The organism is Streptomyces sp. NPDC056486 (assembly GCF_042795295.1).
GTDB lineage: Bacteria > Actinomycetota > Actinomycetes > Streptomycetales > Streptomycetaceae > Streptomyces.
The window spans coordinates 61,237-78,753 of the sequence record NZ_JBHTSF010000011.1 but is presented as its reverse complement, the minus strand read 5'-3'; the positions used below and the strand labels follow the sequence as shown (position 1 = coordinate 78,753).

The 17,517-nt window shown below is 70.5% G+C and carries 14 protein-coding genes and 1 pseudogene; 6 read left to right on the top strand and 9 right to left on the bottom strand.

The features are described from left to right. Positions 1 to 7 precede the first annotated feature (7 nt). The 6 genes from ACFQ7F_RS07705 to ACFQ7F_RS07680 all read right to left on the bottom strand — a co-directional run bounded on the left by ACFQ7F_RS07705 (position 8) and on the right by ACFQ7F_RS07680 (position 8,617). Positions 8 to 2,401, bottom strand: a complete 2,394-nt coding sequence (locus tag ACFQ7F_RS07705; protein ID WP_383267649.1) for a type IV secretory system conjugative DNA transfer family protein — start codon at positions 2,399 to 2,401, stop codon at positions 8 to 10. Then, positions 2,398 to 4,227 (bottom strand): VirB4 family type IV secretion system protein, encoded by a 1,830-nt coding sequence (locus tag ACFQ7F_RS07700; protein WP_383267648.1) that lies wholly within the window; start codon positions 4,225 to 4,227, stop codon positions 2,398 to 2,400. Before ACFQ7F_RS07700 ends, ACFQ7F_RS07705 begins: the two co-directional genes overlap by 4 nt. Next, positions 4,227 to 5,132, bottom strand: a complete 906-nt coding sequence (locus ACFQ7F_RS07695) for a PrgI family protein (RefSeq protein ID WP_383267645.1) — start codon at positions 5,130 to 5,132, stop codon at positions 4,227 to 4,229. Before ACFQ7F_RS07695 ends, ACFQ7F_RS07700 begins: the two co-directional genes overlap by 1 nt. Further along, a complete protein-coding gene (locus tag ACFQ7F_RS07690) occupies positions 5,129 to 7,171 on the bottom strand; it encodes a hypothetical protein (protein WP_383267643.1) in 2,043 nt (680 codons plus the stop codon). The genes ACFQ7F_RS07695 and ACFQ7F_RS07690 overlap by 4 nt, the downstream gene beginning before the upstream one ends. Then, on the bottom strand, positions 7,168 to 7,533 hold the full coding sequence (locus ACFQ7F_RS07685) for a pilin (protein ID WP_383267713.1): 366 nt from the start codon (positions 7,531 to 7,533) through the stop codon (positions 7,168 to 7,170). The genes ACFQ7F_RS07690 and ACFQ7F_RS07685 overlap by 4 nt, the downstream gene beginning before the upstream one ends. A 328-nt stretch (positions 7,534 to 7,861) precedes the next feature. Further along, a complete protein-coding gene (locus tag ACFQ7F_RS07680; protein WP_383267640.1) occupies positions 7,862 to 8,617 on the bottom strand; it encodes a hypothetical protein in 756 nt (251 codons plus the stop codon). Between the two features lie 333 nt (positions 8,618 to 8,950). On the opposite strand from ACFQ7F_RS07680, the gene ACFQ7F_RS07675 reads away from it, so the two are divergent. From ACFQ7F_RS07675 to ACFQ7F_RS07650, 6 genes and pseudogenes are all read left to right on the top strand, one after another. Continuing rightward, entirely contained in the window at positions 8,951 to 9,661 is a 711-nt protein-coding gene (locus ACFQ7F_RS07675; protein ID WP_383267636.1) for a hypothetical protein, read from the top strand. A gap of 12 nt (positions 9,662 to 9,673) precedes the next feature. Further along, positions 9,674 to 10,648: a TRM11 family SAM-dependent methyltransferase gene (locus ACFQ7F_RS07670; RefSeq protein ID WP_383267633.1), complete on the top strand. Its 975-nt coding sequence runs from the start codon at positions 9,674 to 9,676 to the stop codon at positions 10,646 to 10,648. Then, a pseudogene (locus tag ACFQ7F_RS07665) lies at positions 10,566 to 11,192 on the top strand (DNA cytosine methyltransferase); the annotation flags it as partial. The gene ACFQ7F_RS07670 and the pseudogene ACFQ7F_RS07665, both read left to right, overlap by 83 nt. 40 nt (positions 11,193 to 11,232) lie before the next feature. Next, the gene (locus ACFQ7F_RS07660) at positions 11,233 to 11,703 is read left to right on the top strand and encodes a hypothetical protein (protein ID WP_383267721.1); all 471 of its coding nucleotides are present in this window, start codon (positions 11,233 to 11,235) and stop codon (positions 11,701 to 11,703) included. Between the two features lie 463 nt (positions 11,704 to 12,166). Then, positions 12,167 to 12,322, top strand: coding sequence for a helix-turn-helix domain-containing protein (locus tag ACFQ7F_RS07655; RefSeq protein ID WP_383267630.1), 156 nt, complete (start codon positions 12,167 to 12,169; stop codon positions 12,320 to 12,322). A 38-nt stretch (positions 12,323 to 12,360) separates the two neighbouring features. Then, positions 12,361 to 13,596 carry a tyrosine-type recombinase/integrase gene (locus tag ACFQ7F_RS07650; RefSeq protein WP_383267628.1) on the top strand — a complete coding sequence of 412 codons (1,236 nt, stop codon included), beginning with the start codon at positions 12,361 to 12,363 and terminating at the stop codon, positions 13,594 to 13,596. Positions 13,597 to 14,888: 1,292 nt separating this feature from the next. Here ACFQ7F_RS07650 and ACFQ7F_RS07645 read toward each other — a convergent pair. The 3 genes from ACFQ7F_RS07645 to ACFQ7F_RS07635 form a co-directional block, all read right to left on the bottom strand. After that, positions 14,889 to 15,908 (bottom strand): teichoic acid biosynthesis protein C, encoded by a 1,020-nt coding sequence (locus ACFQ7F_RS07645; RefSeq protein ID WP_383267625.1) that lies wholly within the window; start codon positions 15,906 to 15,908, stop codon positions 14,889 to 14,891. Positions 15,909 to 16,186: 278 nt separating this feature from the next. Next, the gene (locus ACFQ7F_RS07640; protein ID WP_383267622.1) at positions 16,187 to 16,645 is read right to left on the bottom strand and encodes an SH3 domain-containing protein; all 459 of its coding nucleotides are present in this window, start codon (positions 16,643 to 16,645) and stop codon (positions 16,187 to 16,189) included. Between the two features lie 415 nt (positions 16,646 to 17,060). Beyond that, the gene (locus ACFQ7F_RS07635; RefSeq protein WP_383267620.1) at positions 17,061 to 17,327 is read right to left on the bottom strand and encodes a hypothetical protein; all 267 of its coding nucleotides are present in this window, start codon (positions 17,325 to 17,327) and stop codon (positions 17,061 to 17,063) included. Between the last annotated feature and the right edge of the window lie 190 nt (positions 17,328 to 17,517).

The following is a 17,517-nucleotide window of genomic DNA, read 5'->3' as shown; positions in this document are numbered from 1 at the left end:
GCGGGTGTTACAGGGGCAGGTAGGTGGAGCGGCTGGTGGTGGCGCCGAAGTGGGCGGCGGCCGCGGCCCGCAGTTCGGCGGAGCGCCCGGGCACCGGCGGGGGCAGGGGGTGGGTGGTGAGGGTGAAGGCGGCGGTTTCGGCGCCGTCGGCCAGGAGGTGGGCGGCGGCCTGGTAGGGGCCGAGGTGGGCGAGGTCGTGCGCGCTCAAGGTGGGCAGGGTGTGGCGTTCCAGGGCGTTCGCGTCTTCGGGGGAGGCGTTGAAGAAGACCTTGTTGCGGGCGTTGGCGGAGATGCCTTCGCGCAGGTCGCGGGGGAGCTGGGCGAGGTGCTGGTGGGCCAGGTTCATGGACAGGCGGTAGCCGCGGGCCTCGGCGAGCATGTCCTCCAGCGGGTAGGGCAGGGTCAGGAAGTTGTGCGCCTCGTCCACATACAGCGAGGCGTCGATCCGGTCCCGTTCGGGGGTGCGGGCACGGGCCGCGGCGGCCTGCCAGGTCTTGGCGACGATGAACGAGCCCAGCAGCCGGGTGGTCTCCTCGCCCAGGGCGCCCTTGGGCAGGCGGGCCAGGAGGATGCCGCCGTCCAGCACGTCGGGCAGGTGGAAGGTCGACTCGCCCGAGGCGATGGTCTGGCGGGCGAAGGAGCGCAGCAGGAAGGCGCGGAGCTTGTTCATGATCGGGCCGATGACGGCGGCGCGGGAGGGCTCGGACAGGGACTCGTACCAGATCCAGAAGCCTTTGAGGACGGGGTCTTTGATGGTGGGCATCATGCGGATGCGGTAGGCGCTCTCGCCCAGGAGGCGGGGGATGTCGGCGAGGGTGACCAGGCGGCTGGTGATCTGGGCGTGGCGCAGGAGGGTGAGGCAGGCGGCGCGCATGATGTCGTCGGTGCGCGGGCCCCAGAAGGCGGCGAAGATGCGGCGGAAGATGCCGGTGATGTTGTCGACGACGACGTCGATGTCGCTGCCGTCCAGGACGTTCAGGCAGGGCGGGGTGTGGGTGTCGTCGGGGTCGATGAGTACCAGCTTCTGGGCGCAGGAGGGCGGTAGGCGGTGCAGGAGGTCGGCGACGAGGTCGCCCTTGGGGTCGATGACGATCGCGCCCCGGCCCTCGCGCACGTCATCCAGGACGAGTTGGCCGATCAGGGTGGACTTGCCGGAGCCGGTGGCGCCCATCAGATGCAGGTGATGGCGGGCATCGGGGACCCTCAAGCCCACTTCGCGTCGGGCGCCGGTGTCCGAGGCGCCGAGTGGCTTGACGCCGGGGCCGGGCTGCGGGACGGCAGGCGGCGGGGCAATGGAGCGGGCGCCCGCGCGCGCCAGCCCGGGAGCGTCGGGATCGACCGGCAGGTGGGCCAGGGCGGCGAGTTCGGGCACCGACAGCAGGTCCCCGCGGTGACGGGGGAAGCAGCGGGCGCTCAGGGCCGGGCGCGGATCGCGCAGGCGGTGGCGGGCCAGCCAGTTGCGGGCCGCGTACAGGGAGAAGGCGGAGGCCAGGGCATGGGCGCGGCCACGCAGTCGGGCCTCGGCTCCCTCGGATTTCTGCGGGAGGGCGATGGCGTAGCGGATGGTCACCTCCCACTGGGGGCCGGTGAGTTTGCCGACGCTCTGGCGCACCTCGACACCGTGCGAGGGGTCCGTGGTTGCGGGTGAGGTGCGCTGCGGTGCGTGGGCGAGCAGCCGGAAGAGGGAGGTGAGGCGGGGTGCGGTGTGTCCGGCCTTCAGGCGGCGGGCGCTGCGCCTGGTGCGGCGCAGCCGGGCGCCGGTCGCGGGCCGGGCCAGGAGCTGCACCAGCGCGTGCTCGTCCTCCGCCATCCCGGTGGCCGCCTGGAGGAGTGCGCGCAGCGGATCGTCCTTGTGATCCGTCCGCAGTGGCAGCACTTCTGGCCGTGCGAGGCGCAAAGTACCGGCGGTGCATTGGTACTCGGCCGGGAAAGGAGGGACGCTATCGGACAGGGTGGTGTGTGCGCCGGGCCAGGCGGCCTCCACGGCGCGGCGTACCAGAGTGGTGGGGGTGGAGCCGGGCAGCCAGAGCCGTATGGTCAGCCCGCCGGTGCTCCACGCATACTCGAAGCCGACATGCGGCTGGCCGTGCAGCAGGCGCTGGTGCCAGGGGCGCAGCAGACCGGAGAGCTGGGCCCACAGCACCTCCCCGCCCTTGCCGGGCACCGTGGGCGGGGCGAGGATCGTCACCAGCCGGGCGCCCTCAGCGAAGGCCCGCTGCCGACTCCGGTGCACGGCGGTGCGCGCAGCGACGACTCCGGTGGTGATCAGCGCCGTGCCGGTCGCCAGCCAGGGCCAGGTATCGGCGAGGAAGTCGCGGCCGCTGTGCAGCAGGGTGTTCCAGAAGTGACTGGGGTCGGTCAGCAAGGTGCCGAGCAGGCCACCCGGGGCGGTGGCGCTCATAGCTGAAGTCCGGTCAGGTCGGGCAGTCCGTAGGGATCGCTCGCCTCGTCCCGTACGGCCTGCTCGTCCGCCTCGAGCTCGACGGGGTCGGTGGTGATCAGGTCGTGCTCGGCCGTGGAGGCGACCGGCGTGAAGGAGATCTTGGTGCGGCCGGACAGCAGGAGCGCGCAGCCCCGGGGTGCGGAGAGCAGATGATGGCGCTCGCCGCGCGAGAGATGGAAGGCGGCGGCAATCTGGTCGATGGCCTGCGGAGCCTGCCGCATGAGCAGCTGGGTCGCGGCATTGGTGACGATCGCCCGGCCCAACTCGCTGGCCAGCACGTCGTCGCCGTCCTGGGTGACCACCGCGAGGCCGGTCCAGTACTTGCGGGCGGCCTTGGCCATCCGGAACAAGAAGCGCGCCCCGTGCCCGTCGCGCATCAACAGCCACGCCTCGTCGACCACCACCAGGCGCCTCTGGCGGCGCCCGGAGTGGGCGACCTGCCGCCAGATGGCATCGAGAGCCAGAAGCATGCTCGCGGTCTTGAGCTCGTCGGGAACCTCCCGCAGACAGAAGACGACCAGGTGTCCGGCGGGGCGGGTCGTGGTCGGCCCGGAGAACAGCTGCCGGTGGGATCCCTCCACGTACGGGGTCAGGCGGACCGCCAATTCGCCCGCGGCCGGCTCCGTCATCGCGGCGAGCTGGGCAGCGAGGTCGGCGAGCAGCGGCGCGGGGCGGGCGAACGTGGCGGGATCGGTGGTGATCCCGGCGTGGTGGTAGGTGGCAAGGACCGCCCGGTCCAGCACGGCCCGCTCGGCGGAGGAGAGGTTCCCGCCGAGCAGGACGGCCAGGAAGGTGTGCAGGAACAGCACGCGGCGGGTGAGCGCGTCCTGCTCACCGCTCGTCGTGGGCGGCAGGTCGAAGGGGTTGAGCCGGACGCCGGGATCGCCCAGGCGGATGACGGTGCCGCCCACCGACTCGGCCAGGGCGACGTATTCGTCCTCCGGGTCGATGACCATCGCTTCGGTGCCGGTGAACAGCTGCCGCAGCAGTTCGAGTTTGGTCAGATACGACTTGCCGGCCCCGGAGCGGGCCAGGGTGATGGAGTTGTAGTTGTCCTGGGCGAAGCGGTCCCACAACACCAGCGAACCGCTGGAGGTGTTGATGCCGTAGAGCACGCCGCCCGGTGCCAGCGCGATGTCGGCGGGCAGGTCGGGGGAGGCGAAGGGGAAGCAGGCGGCGAGGGCTTCGGTGTCGAAGGTGCGCCGTACCTTCAGCGTGTCCAGGCCCAGGGGGAGCGTGGCCAGCCAGCCGGGCAGCGCCCGGTAGGTGGCCGGCGCGGTCGCCACCAGCAGCGAGTCGGCGATCGAACGGACCGAGGCCACCTCGTCGGCCAGATGGTCTTCACTCTGGCCGTAGACGGTCATGTACAGGCCGAGGCGGAAGAGTTTCCCCTCCCCGCGCGCGATGCGGTAGGCGAGGTCGGCCGCGTCCGCGGCGGCGGCCTCGGTGTCCGGGTCGTCGAGGCGTCCGTGGTCTGCGCCGGTGCGGCGGGAGGATTCCAGGCGGGCCCGCTGCTTCTTGAGCTGCTGGGCGGCCAGCGAGCTGGCGACCGGTTCGATGTGCAGGGCCACGTCCAGGCGGCCGGGGTAGGTGAGCAGCGTGTCCAGCCAGCCGGGTGCCACTTCGGCGGGGTAGCCGGTCACCACCAGGGTGGCGGCCAGGTGCCCGCCGACGGCGAGCGTGCGGGCATGGACTTCGAGCCCGTCCGGGCCGTGATGGGCCAGCACATCACGGGCGTCCACGGACGTGCCCGGCGTGGGGGCGCGGCGAAGCAGTCGCAACATCACACACCTGCCAGGGGAGCGGCATCGGGGTCGGCTGCCAGCCGGAGCGCGTCGGCGGCGGCCGGTGCCTCCAGCGCCGAGACGGTGATCTCGGCGGCCTCCAGGGCGCGGGCGGCCTCGGTGAGGCGGTGGCCGGCCCGGGCCGCGCCGGTGGCCGAGGGTTCGCGGGCCACCAGCAGGACCTGGCGGGTGAGCAGGTCGCGCTCGGCAGCCAGCTCGTCGAGGAAGCAGGCGTGGGCCAGCGCTGCCCGCTCCAGCGCCGGGTGGGGGAGGGTGGGCGCGGTCTGGGCCAGCTCGTCGACCAGCGGGCCGATCTCAAGGCGGTGAGCACGGATGAGGATCTGGGTGGGGCCGGTCAGGGAGTTCAGCCAGCGGGCGAACCCTTCGGTCAGGGCCTGCTGCTCACCGCCGGTGCGCAGGTGGAAGTTGATCGTGCTGCACACCGCCAACGCCGCCCGGCCGTCGGCGGCGAGATCCAGTGTGCCTGTTTCGGTGACCGCCCGGCACGGCAGACGCAGCGACGCAGGCCGCCGGGACGCCTGCTCCTTCCAGGGGGCAGGCGTGACTGCGGGCAGCGCGGGGATCCCCTCGGGAGCCGGTACCCGGCGCTTGGGGGTGTGGTGGAAGCGGAGGGCGGCGAGCAGGAGTTGGTCCATGCCGATGCCGTCGCGCCGCCCCACCGCGACCACGCTCACGATCAGGGCGACCGGGGAGACGAGGGCCGCGTAGGCGAGCGGGGCCATCAGCGGGCGGCTGGCCCAGTAACCGCCGTACAGCACGAGCGCGGTCACGGTCAGGATCGCGGTCTGCCGCGCGGTCAGCGGCCCGAGAATACGGTCTTCGCGGGACACGTCGGCGGGGATGCGGGCGGGGGTGACGACATCGTCGTCGGCGGGTTCGGTCATGGCGTGCGCCTCCGGGGAGTGCGGGGCGTGCGGGGCGGTTCGAGGGGCAGGCGCAGCTGTACGGGGCGGGAGGGACGTACGCGAACGCGTGGGGCTGGGATGGGCAGGGCGAGTTGTCGGCGCCGGGGTGCCGGGGCGTGTGCGGTAGGGGCGGCGGGAGTGGTCGGCGGAGCAGGGGCGGCGGCCTGTGGAGCGGTGGGGAGCGCGAGGCCGGAGCGAGGGACGCGTGGAGCGGTGATGGGGAGCCAGGTCTGGGCTGGGCGGGGCGGGTTGGCCGGGATGCGGTTGGCGGGGATGGGCAGTGCCAACTGCTGCTGGCGCCGGGCCTGGGCGGGGTGGGGGACGGCGCGGGGGCTCTGTGCTGGTCGGGGGCGGGGAGCAGCACGCTGAGCTGCGGCGGCACGTCGACCTGGGGCAGTGCCCCTACCGGCGCCGGGCTGCGCCGGCGCGGCAGGGCCGTTGGGGCTGGCAGGGGGAGTGGCTGGGGCGGGTGCTGGGGGAGACGGTGGGGCGCCGACTGCGGGGCCTCCACCTGCGGCAGGCGAACCCGCGCCTGCGGGCTGGGCAGAACCGGGGCGAGGGGCGCGGCGAGGAGTAGCCCCCGCGGCTGCACCGCCCGGCCCGGGTCGGGGTGGTCTGGCGCCACCGCCACCGCCACCGCCACCGCCACCGCCACCGCCACCGCCACCGCGGCCGGGCGGCGGGCCACTCCTGCCGCGCGGACCGCCGCCTCCTCCGAGGCCCGGACGGATGCCGCCCCGCCCGGGACGAGGGGCGGCGCCTCCAGCGCCGGGCAGGTAGCGGCCCATCAGCTGATACATGGCCAGTTGCCGCAGCATGCGCACCGGCGCCGGTGCGCGAGGCTGCTGAATTGGACTGCCGCGCAGGACGACCTGGAGAGTCCAGCCGGGGATCTTGAACAGCACCCAGAACAGGGCCACTCCGGCCAGCAGGGTCCCCAGCTGATCGGCCTTGGGGATGCCGAGGGTGGTGGCACCGGGGGCGAAGAACAGCTTCAGCGCGAGGATGAATGTCAGCGACTGCGCGATCTGGATGACCAGACAACCGCCCAGGCCCCGCCACCAGAGCCGGGCGACGGGATCGGTGAGCGGGTGGGCATGGCAGGCCAGAGCCAGTGGCGCGAGCGCCGCGAGCAGTGCCATCAACGCGACCCGCACGATGAACCCGATCAACACCGCGATGATCAGGACGAGTTCGACGACGGCGAGCAGCAGCAGATAGATGGCGATGCCGGTCGGGCCGAACAAGGCGAAGGGCAGGGCTCGCTCGATGAGCCCCTGCCCGGCGTCCGCCATGTCCGTGCCCATGATCGCGTGGGTCAGGGCGTTGCCCAGGGCGATCGTCTTGCCCATGACGGTCAGCGAGGAGGCCGCGGCTGCGATGCCCAAGAGCAGCCGCGGGGCGATCTGTTTGAGGGCGTAGCTGGTCTGCACCGTCTCGTGGCCCATGACGGTGACGCCGCCCGCCGTCACGAACAGCACGTAGATACCTGCCGTGATGCCCATTGAGGCGGTCCACAGCCGCTTGATGTCTGCGTGTTTGGTGACGTCCGGGGCGGCCAGCAGCGTGTCGGCGATCAGCTCCCGCAACGGCTTCATGGCCTCCTCGAGGAGCATGCCGAGGAACGCGGTGATCGCATTGATGACCAGGCCGGGGAGATCGAGGAGGTTGCCGAAGAACCCCTCCGCATTCGGATCCGCAGGCGTGGCAGGAGGCGTCGGCCCCGGTGTCGGCTCCGGCGCCGAGGGCCGGGACGGGGGCTTGGGCTTTCCCGGGGAGGGGGAGGGCCCCGGCGCGGGTTCCGGCCGAGCGGTGCCTGGCCCGGATTCCGGGGGCGGCACCACCGGACCGGGCTGCGGCTGTGGGCGGGGCTCCGGCTCCCAAGGAGCAGCGGGAGCCTGCGCGATGGCGTCCGAAGGCACGGCGGCGTGAGCCACGGGCACAGCGGCCATGACACCGGCGGCCAGCATGAGTGCCGGGAGCAGCAGGGCGAGCGCGAGACGGCGGAGGCTGGTCATTGCCCTGCCCCGGCGCCGACGATGCCTTTAAGGATGGTGACGATGACCGGTGCCAGGATGGCCAGGCCGTAGCCGACCGCGGCGGCCCGCAATGCCCGCTTGGCGGATTCGACTTCTCCCGGATCGCCCCCGGCCATCAGGTAGCGCAGCCCGCCGAAGGTCAGGAACAGGGTGGCGAGTGCGGCGAGGATCCCGACGATCCAGTTCCGCAGGTTCGTGATCACCTGCGGGATGGTCGCCACCGCCCACGAACTGGGCGGGTCTGCCAGGAGAGTGAAAGTTGCGAGTACGACGACGAAGAGCGCCCGGGCCGCGATGTGGAACAGGCGGCGCGGATTAGGGCGGAGGACCCCTGCCCGCAGCCGGGATGACGGCAGAGCACGCACGAAGATCACCTCCAGCAAGGCGGACAGGGAGACGGCGCCTGTGGCACCGGACATGAGCCGAGATGTGTCCCTGGGGGCCGGGCAGGCCCGCGGCGGCGCACCACCTCCTTGTGCGGGAGTGGGGCGTATCGCGCGAGGGGCGAGGGTTTTCGGGTGTCAGCACGAAGCGCCGTACCCGGCCCCAGGGACCCTTTGGTGAGGCGAGAGCTCAGCCAGGCGCCGGTGGCCTTGTGTGCTCTCACTCCCTTAAGGAGGAAAAGCCGGCCGATCGTGCCAGCAGCCGGGCGGAGCTACTTGCTTCGTCTCACAGCCGGTCTGCGAGCAGGGCTGTCGCGAGGCGTTGTTCGGCGGCTGAGCGGCGCCGGAACATCGCGCGGACGCTGATGCCCGCACCGTGCGCGCACTCCTTCGCGCTCTGCCGGTCCAGCCGGGTGGCGGCGATCAGCTCGGCCTCTGCCGGCGTGATGACCTCGGCCTGGGCGGCCCGCTCCAGGACCAGATACACCTGCGCCTGGGAACCGGTAGCCAGCGGCTGCCCGACGGTGCCCTCGTCCAGAGGCAGCGGGCCAAGCCGACGTTCGCGCTGGGCGGCATAGAGCAGGCGGTGGGCCGCCCGGTCACCGGCCCGCACCAGCTGCAGCCCGATCTCCTCGGGCGCCTCCTCCGCTGTGAGAACGGCGAGCTGCTCGATGACCGCGGTCAGGACCTCCTGCTCCAACTCGCCCCTCTCCAACTCCCGGAGCCGGGGCAGCCGGGCCAGCGCCCGGCGTAGTACGGGCACCGTCATCGCGACAGCGACCGTGCCCCACGGCTCGCCAACCACCAGACGGCGGTGGACGATCTCGGCCCACACCCGAGCCCGGGCGGCACCAGGAGTGGAGGGGTGCGCCATCCGGGCGCGAACGAGGTCGACCGGCCAGGCGGCGCCCGGCTCGCTCACCGAGAGCAGCACGGCGGGCAGCGTGAGCGGGCGCGGGGCGGAGGCCAGATCCAGCAGAGCGGCATCGACCTGGTCAAACGGGGAGAGGGCGGAGGGCGAGACGGGCGTGGTGCGGCGCATGAGCGGGCTCCTTGCCAGCGACGGCGAAACGGGACGCCGCCCATCACGCCAAGCCGCCCTGCCACCACCGCGCCACCGGCCTACCGCGCCTTCGTCATCACCTCGCCACCGGCCTGCCGCCCCCTGGAACTCCCCCTGCCGGATACGCCGCTGACCAGCACTTTCACCCACCAGCACGCGCCGCGGAATTCCCCGAAAACAAATCGCAGACGCCGCCACGCTGTCCCTCGGCCCTGCACCGCGCTGGCGCGGACGGACCGGTGACAGATCGGCCGCTGACCAGCGTCCTCTTACGAGAGGTGGCACGATCAGCCGGGATTTTCTCCTCAAGAGGTGTCAGTACGTAAACACCAGCGCCCGGCCCGCGGCGGCGCACCCGCCATGACCCACTCCCGCCGCAGTAGCCCCACCGCCCGACGAGGTACACCCGCACCGCTCCCGACGACGATCTGGCTCCCCGCCCCTGACGACCTCGCCGACACCCCGGCAGGCCAGGTGCTGCCCGACTGGGCCATCGACAAGCTTCGCGTCGAGTTCACCCTCAACCCCGGACAACGGCCCGCCCCCCTCCTGCGCTTGGAGATCAACGACACCCGGGCCGGGATGGACGCCCGCACCCGCTGCACCACCCACCGCGACACGGACGTTGCACCGAGCGGACAAGCCCGCTCCTCGGTGATCCTCGCCGAACTCCACCCCGACACCCTGCCCTGCGCACCACTGCACAGCAGCTACGGGCCCGAAGAACGGGGCGCGATGGACGACGGCTGGCCCGGCCTCTTCCACCGCGCCCACCGCCTCCTGCACGCCGAGGGCCTGCTCCTGCTCGCCACCCGGCAACGCCGAGACGCCGGGCATCTGACGGACCCGCTCGGCCTGCTCATCGCCACCGCCCGCACCGCGGGCTTCCGCTACCTCCAGCACATCGCAGTCGTCCACGGCCACGCGATCGAGGACCGCATCGCGCCCGCGCCGCCCGACGCCACCACGCCCGAGCTGATCCACTCCGACCTCATCGTGCTGTCCGCCGTCCGCGCGCAGTAAAGGAGCGCCCCCGTGCCCAACTTCGACTCGGTGTGGAACACCGCACCCACCTCCGCCCCCGCCCAGCGCGCCGACCGCTACGTGCCCGGCTCGGCCGCCCACCCCGCCAAAATGCTCCCCGCGATCGCCCGCCACGCGATCACCACCTACACCGAGCCCGGCGGCCTGGTCCTGGACCCGATGTGCGGCATCGGCACCACCCTGGTCGAAGCCCTCCACCTCGGCCGCCACGCGCTGGGCACCGAGTACGAACCCAAGTGGGCGCAGATCGCCCAGGCCAACCTCCGTCACGCCGAACGCCAGGGCGTCACCTGCTCCGGTGCCGTCTACTGCGGCGATGCCCGCCAGCTCACCGCCCACATTCCCGCCGCGTTCCACGGCCTGGTCGACCTCGTCGTCACCTCCCCGCCGTATGGGGCCAGCGTGCACGGTCAGGTCCGCTCCACCCGCGAGTCCGGTGAACGCGGCGTGACAAAAAGGGACTACCGCTACAGCAGCGACCCCAACAATCTCGCCCACGTCGGCCTCGACGTCCTCCTGGAGGCCTTCACCGACATCCTTATTCAGTGCCGCCAAGCCCTGCGCCCCGGCGGCCACGCCGTGATCACCACGCGTCCCTGGCGCGATCGCGGCGAACTCATCGATCTGCCCTCCGCCGTCCTGACCGCCGCCGAGAGCGCCGGGCTCATCCCCGTCGAGCGCAACATCGCCCTCCTTGCCGGTATCCGCGACGGCCGGCTCATCGCCCGTCCCTCGTTCTTCCAGATGAAGAACGTCGGCGACGCCCGCCGCGCCGGCCTCCCGCTGGCGCTGATCGTGCACGAGGACACCCTCGTCGTACGCCGCCCCACCCCGCCCCCGCCCACTTCCTCACCTCGCGAGCGCCGACACCCGGCCAGCCCGCATGGTCGGCGGACCAAGCCACCCACCCCGGCCACCTTCCGCTCCCGCACCTGCGCCGCCGGAGTCCGCGATGGCCGCCGCTGAGCTGCGGATCGGCTCGCTCTACAGCGGAGTGGGCGGCCTGGACCTCGGCGTCCAGGCCGCGTTCGGCGGCCGTATCGCCTGGCACGCCGAGAACGACCCGCTCGCCGTCCAGGTCCTGGCCCGGCACTGGCCCACGACGCCGAACCTGGGAGACATCCGGGCAGCCGACTGGAAACAGGCCGAGCCCGTCGACGTCCTCACTGCGGGCTTTCCCTGCCAGGAGCTGTCCGTGGCTGGGCCGCGCACCGGACTTTCCGGTGCCCGCTCGGGCCTGTGGCAGTACGCCGCCGAGGCCATCCGCATCCTGCGTCCCCGCCTGGTGGTGATCGAGAATGTCCGCGGTTTGCTCTCAACCCGCTCCGGAACAAGCCCTCTTCGCCCGCTGGAACCCGGAAAGCCGCCGCTGGGAGACGCGCCCGGACAACCCTCGATGCGGGCGCTGGGAGTGCTACTCGGCGACCTGGCCGACCGCGGGTATGACGCAGCATGGCGCTGCGTACGCGCCAGTGACGTCGGTGCCCCGCACCGGCGCGAGCGGGTCTTCGTCACCGCCTGGCCCACAACAGTGGGCCGGGTGTGCTCTGTTGAAGACGCCGACGGCGAACCTCGGTGTGATCGGCGGATCCCAGCACCCTGCCAAACGCAAGGCGGGCGGGCACGGCCCCACGCTCGCCGACGAGGTCGAACATCTCCTGCCCACCCCAACCGCCAGCGACGGTGCCAAGGGCTCCCCGAACCAGCGCCACGGCAACGGCAGCCTCACCCTGGCCTCCACCGCGGCGACACTCGCAGATCCGAGTACCGCGACGGGTGCTGCCCCGGTGCCTCAGCCTGTCTCGCCATCGCCCGCCGGCACACGCGCGGACACCAAGCACCCCCTCACCCCAGCCCAACAGACCGAGCGGCTGCTGCCCACCCCGACCTCGTCGGACGGGAGGGGCGGCGCGGGCACGACTCCGAAACGCAAGGGCGGCATGAATCTACGAACGGTGGTCACTCACCTGCCCCTTGGTGGGGCGACTACCTGCCCGCCATCCGCCGCTGGGAGCGAGTGACCGAACGTGCCGCGCCCATGGCCACCGTGCCCGGCGCGCGTCGGCTGTCCGCCGAATTCGTCGAATGGATGATGGGCCTGCCCGAAGGATGGGTCACCGCCGGAGGCCTCTCCAGAGCGGCGCAGCTGCGCTTGCTCGGCAACAGCGTCGTGCCCCGGCAAGCCGCTTATGCCCTCGGGATTTTGCTGTCCCAATGCGGACCGCCATTTGGCGACAACCCACTGTGGGGCGGTTGCCGAGGGCCGGGCCGGCCATGAACGCCTCCTTTCCACCCCAGGGACACGAACAAGATCGCGGGCTTGACGCCACGGCCGAGATGGAGCGTCCATCGTGGTCCGCCGATCCGGCGCCCATGCCGGACCGCCTTACGTTCGCGCGCCCCGAACCGAGCACGGTAGGAGATCACGACGATGTCCCGTCCCGGAACGGCGCGCGTATGACACGAGGCGGAAGTAATCGGCTGTTGACCCCGGAAGAGGTCGCAGCGTGGCTCAGGGTCAGTCCGACCACCGTCAGAAACAAGTACCGCTTCTGGGGCATCAAGCCGCAGAAGGTCGGACGCCTTCTGCGGTTCCGCGAACGCGACGTCGTTGCCTACCTGGACAAGCACTACGGGTGAGGCTCCGGGGCCTCTGGCCCGAGCAAGAAGGAAGTCGAATGGCCAAGGTCTATCAGCGGTGCAAGACTGACAAGCGAAGTCTGAACTACCCATGCGAAAAGGCGCGTTGTGGGCACGAGTGGACAGTGCGGTATCGGGCGGCTGGCGGGCGCACGGGGCGTCAACGTGAAAGCAGCTTCGCAAAGAAGGTCCTGGCGGACCAGTTCGCAGTGAAGATCGAGCATGATAAGGACCTGGGTGCACTCCTGGATCCGAAGCGCGGCGAGATCAGCTTGCGGGCGTATGCCGAGGACTGGCTGGAGCGCCAGATCGTCAGCGAGCGCACGTACGGAAACCAGGAGGGCTTCCTCCGAAATCACCTCCTCCCGCATCTGGGGCACAAGACAGTCGCGAGTATCCGAGAACGGGACATCGCCAAGTTCGTGGCCGACGCCAGCAGGAAGCTCGCCGCGACGACAGTGCGTGACCGGATGAACATGGTCGGGCACCTGTTCAGGACTGCCGTCCAAGAGAAACTAATCCCGGTCAATCCAGTTGACGGGGTCAAGCTTCCGCGCGCTGGTTCTGCCGCTGTGAACGAGGATGAGATTCCCACCCTGGAAGAAGTCGATCTCATCGCCAAGCACATCACTCCGCACTACAAGTTGACCGTCTACCTGCAAGCAGGTGTAGGGCTCCGTATCAGTGAGACCCTCGCATTTGACGTCGAATGTCGACGGACGGGGTTCATCCGCGTCCGATGGCAGGTGAATGCGAAGGGGAACCGCGCAGACTGCAAGTTCCGTTTCATCCCGCTCAAGCATCGGTGCGAGGGGGAGTACCGGGACATCCCCACAGCGCCGTTCCTCGACGCGGAGATGACCGCGCACCTTGAGGACTGGGGCGCGGTGCGACGTGGCGGCATGATGGTGTACTTTACGCCGCACAATCGCGAGAACGAGACCGTGCCGACTGCCAAGACATACGGCCACCATTTCAGTACGGCGCTGAAGCGTGCCGGCCTCGTGAAGGCGGACGGGACGCCCAAGTACACGCCGCACAGCCTGCGCCACTTCTTCGCCTCGACAGCGCTGGCGAATGGTGTTCCGATTCACGAAGTCTCACGCTGGCTGGGCCACAAGTCGATCAAGACGACCGTCGACATTTATGGTCATCTCGTTCCTGCTGCGTGGGATCGCTGCCGCGCGATCATGCAGAAGGCAATGCGCCCTGAACCGGTTCCGGTGCCGACGGTGGCCCCGGAACGGCCCGATGGATATCACGCCGCGGCGTGATGCGATGGCCGCACCCGACCGTGCTGGATCGGTGCTGGATATGCCGGAAGATGGGGCTGTTTGTGCAGGTGACAGCCGTGACGCAGACGTTCGGCGACAACGTGAAGGGGCTGCTGTAGCGCCGGGTCTGCTGAACTCGGCAAACGTGCGGGTCAGTTGGGGCCGTTCCCTTCTGGGTGCGGCCCCGAATCTGTGCCCGTGCTGGATTGGGGCTGGATTTTCTGACCTGCCGTCACCTGCCGTCATCCCTGCTTATCCGTACCGTGCTGGATCGGGGCTGGAAGGGGAGTGGGCAGCTGCCCGCCGAACAGCCCGGTTGGGGGCGGTGCCAGCGGGGTCCGCCGCAGGGTGGGGCAACGGGGTTCACGGGGCGGGCCGTGTCCCTGAGCTGAAGACCGAAGAAGGTGGGCTCGCCGACACTGCGCCGTCCCCCGCAAACGGGTCAGCATGTTCTTCGTCTGCTGGTGGTACAAGCCTGACCGCGCTTCTGACCTGTGGCAAAGGGTGGTATCGCCTGCTTCGAAGCCGAGTTGGTCCGCGCCTGGTCCGGATCTTGGTGGGTACTCCGTGGTGCCAGCGAGTGGGCCTCGCCTTACCGCATGGCACAGGTAGGCGGAACTGTCTTCTGGCGTCACGCGGTCTAGATCGACGCCGTTCACACAGGCGGGGACTTATGCGCGCTCCGGAAGACCGGCAGTTCCATTCGCTGGTTCCCGGATCTCATTGCGGCGAGGGATAGGGACCTCGTACTGATCGACTGCAGGGGCGGCATGACCAGCAGGCGAACGGGCCGACACGCTGTCGAACGCACCGCCGTGCTGGCGCATTTGCAACTTCATTGCCCCATAGGCGCCGTTGCCCCGCAGAGCGGCGATGGAGCTGAGAGTGACCACCCGACCTCCAGGCCGGGTCAGGCGAGGCAGCTCCGTGCTACGCAACGGGATCAGTGTCGGCTGCCGGGCCGCGGCGCCCTGTATGGGGCGAATCCTCACCGCTGTTCCCGAGGCCAGCAATGCATGGAGGCGTTCACCGTCCTGCTGGACCCCGCCGCGCGGCGGGGTCCTGAGGTCGGGCAGGAATCAGGACGCTGCAGGGAATTCAACTCCGCGTCCCTGGCGGGGGTTTCGGCGCAGCAACACGACGGGTACCGACAGCAGACACCGAACTGCCGAGTGCACCGTCGACAAGATCATCCGGTTAGGGTCCCAGTCTCCGCTGCCGTACGGAAGCTCGCCCCTGAACAGCGGCGATGAGATTCCGAGCGGCACAGGAGGAAGCCGGCCGAGGAAGACTCAGAGGGTTTTGCGGTACAGGGAGAGTCTGCGGCCCCTGGCCGGTCCGTGGGCGAAGCCCATGTACAGCCCGCCGTTGCGGCCCGCTCTGACGGCAAGACCCTCGGGCTCGCGCCTGCCGAGTCCCGGGTCCGTCCGGTCGAGCTTCTCGCTCACGTACCGGCCGTCCGGCATGCCGATGCGGAACAGCCGGGTGTTGCCGCCCCCCTTGCGTGGATTGTCCGGGCCGTACGCACTGCCCAGGAGCTGGTAGGCGTAGGCGCCGTGGAGGGCCATGCCCTGGAAGGGAAGGCCGCTTTCCGCACCGGGCTGCGGGAAGTCGGCGAGCGGGCGGAAGTCACGGGCGGCGAACCGGTCGAGGTCGTACAGCGTGTAGCGGGGCAGGCCGGACCGTCGGTAGCGCAGTAGCAGGCGCCCGTGGGCCGTGTCGAGAGCAGCGTTGTTGTTGATGCTGCCGGGTTGGGGCCGGAAGGTGTCCAGGCCCGCGCTGTTGCCGGTGAGCACCTTGCCCGCCGTGTAGCGGAACCGGCACACTCCGCGCCCGTAGCCGGAGGACGGTTTGGCGTCCCACTCCGTCCACAGCGCCGTCCCGCCTGACGGCGCTCGCTCGACAGCGACGGTGGTGCCGTGCCCGAAGCCCTTCAGGTACATGTGGTCCAGTCGTGTGCCGTCCATGGCGAGCCTGTTGAGACACAGGTCGCCGTTGTGTACGCGCTCATCGTGAGAGTACGTGCGGGACTCGCCCGGAAGCCGTTTGCCGGACGGGATCACCTGGAGCGCGTAGATGTGCCGGTTGCGCTCGTCGAAGGCGAAGGACTGCAGCACGGTGGTGTGGTGCAGCTTGACGCCCCGCAACCAGAGCTTGCCCGGTTCCGACCACCTCAGCTCTGCCTGCCGCTGCGGCACCGCGCCCGCCGCCGCGAACGCCTGCCCGCCGGCCAGGGCCACACCCACGCCCACCGCCCCGAGGCCCAGCACAGACCTCCGGGTGGGATAGCGCACTCGACCTGTCTCCGTCATACATGCCACCTGTCCGTTGTCCGCTTGTCATCACTCGACGATCGACGAGGTCAATCCGAACACCGGGCGGTCACCTGTCCTTGCCTTCCCATGCCGCACGGCTGGAGAAGTTCATTCGTACAGCGGCGCTGTACGGACTCGGCGTCGCGGCCGGGTGGGCGGCGTGGGCGGTGTCAACTCATGCGATTAAGACGGTTGTTAAGGGGCGACGGGACGCGCTGACGCGTCCGGCTGCCCGGTCGCTGAGCCACGGCGTGCTGGGACTCAGTCCCACGAGGTCACTTGCAGGTGGGCACCGTGCCGTGGGCCTTGACGTAGCGGGCGGTGACCCAGCCCTTGGGCGTCTTGACCTGGTACCAGGTGCGGTTGCCACCGACCGGCTGCCCGGCCTTCTTGCAGATCAGGTCGATGGTCTGCCGATTGCGGTAGGTCCCGGTGACCGCCGAGCCGGAGGTCGGCTGCTTGCGTACGTTGAGCCCGATTTTCGAGGTGACGGTGCCCTTGACCACCTTCGGCGTCGGCTTGGGCGGCGCAAGAACAGTGAGCCTGGCCTTCGCCACCCACTTGCCGCAGCCGACACCGCCCACCGTGACCTGGTGGAAGCCGGGGGCGGCCTTCGCCTTCACTCCTGCCCGGCCCGAGTACACCGGCGGGTTCCCCTTCTTCGCCAGCGCCACCGTCCTGACGAAGGCATCGGACCTGGCCTGAACCGAACGGCACGTCTTCGGGGCGCCCACGACCTTCACCGTGACCGCACTCTTCTGCTTGGCCGTAGCCGGGGTGAGTGTGACCCTCGGTGCCGCTTGCGCTGCATCAGACGCCCGCGCTGGCTGAGCATCCGCCTGTGCGAAGCCCGCCATCGCTACCGATGCCAGCGCCACCGACGCGCACCCAGTCACTGCTCTGCGAACCATCATTTCGTCTCTTCTCCTCGGGACGGCTCCGGACCCCTCGAAGAGAACCGGAAGCTGTGCGCTGGAGGAAACCGTAGGCTCGGCGCCCTAGATGTCCAGTTGCCCGTACCGGGACACGCCCTCGATCATCAGAATGCCGGAGCGATTTTGCCGGGCCGTGAACCGCACAGGGTGGGATCTGCCGGGCGATGCGCCGCTGGCCGCACCCGGCCTTCGGCCAGGTGAGTCAGACGCGGCGTCAGGCCAGGAACTCGGCGTCGGCCATGACGACCTGCGCGGGACTCGCGCGGAATGCCGGGCTGGCCGCGTCGGCCTCGATCATGTGCGGGGTGGCGTCCTGGGCGGCGAGCGCCTCCCTCGACGCCCACCGCTGGGTGGTGGTGCCCGCGCGGAGGTAGTCGTGGCGCCACGTCGCGCGCCCCGCCCGTCGGCGCCGGCGGTTCTCGGCGACGTTACGGGAACTGTACGCCTGCCGAAAACTCCATCCGTGCAGTTCAAGCGGCATGCTGGTACTTGTGGAGGACTCCGCCGAGGCGGTCTCTCCGGCGCACTTTCAGTTGGGTGATCTGTGCGTGGGGTGTGGTTCGGGGGCAGCGCGTAGGGGGGGGGCTGTTTGGTCTGTCGCTTGGTGGGGCCGGTGGGTGTTGTAGTGCAGTTCGAATTGCGTGAAGGGGGTCCAGCCAAGGTGAGGCCAA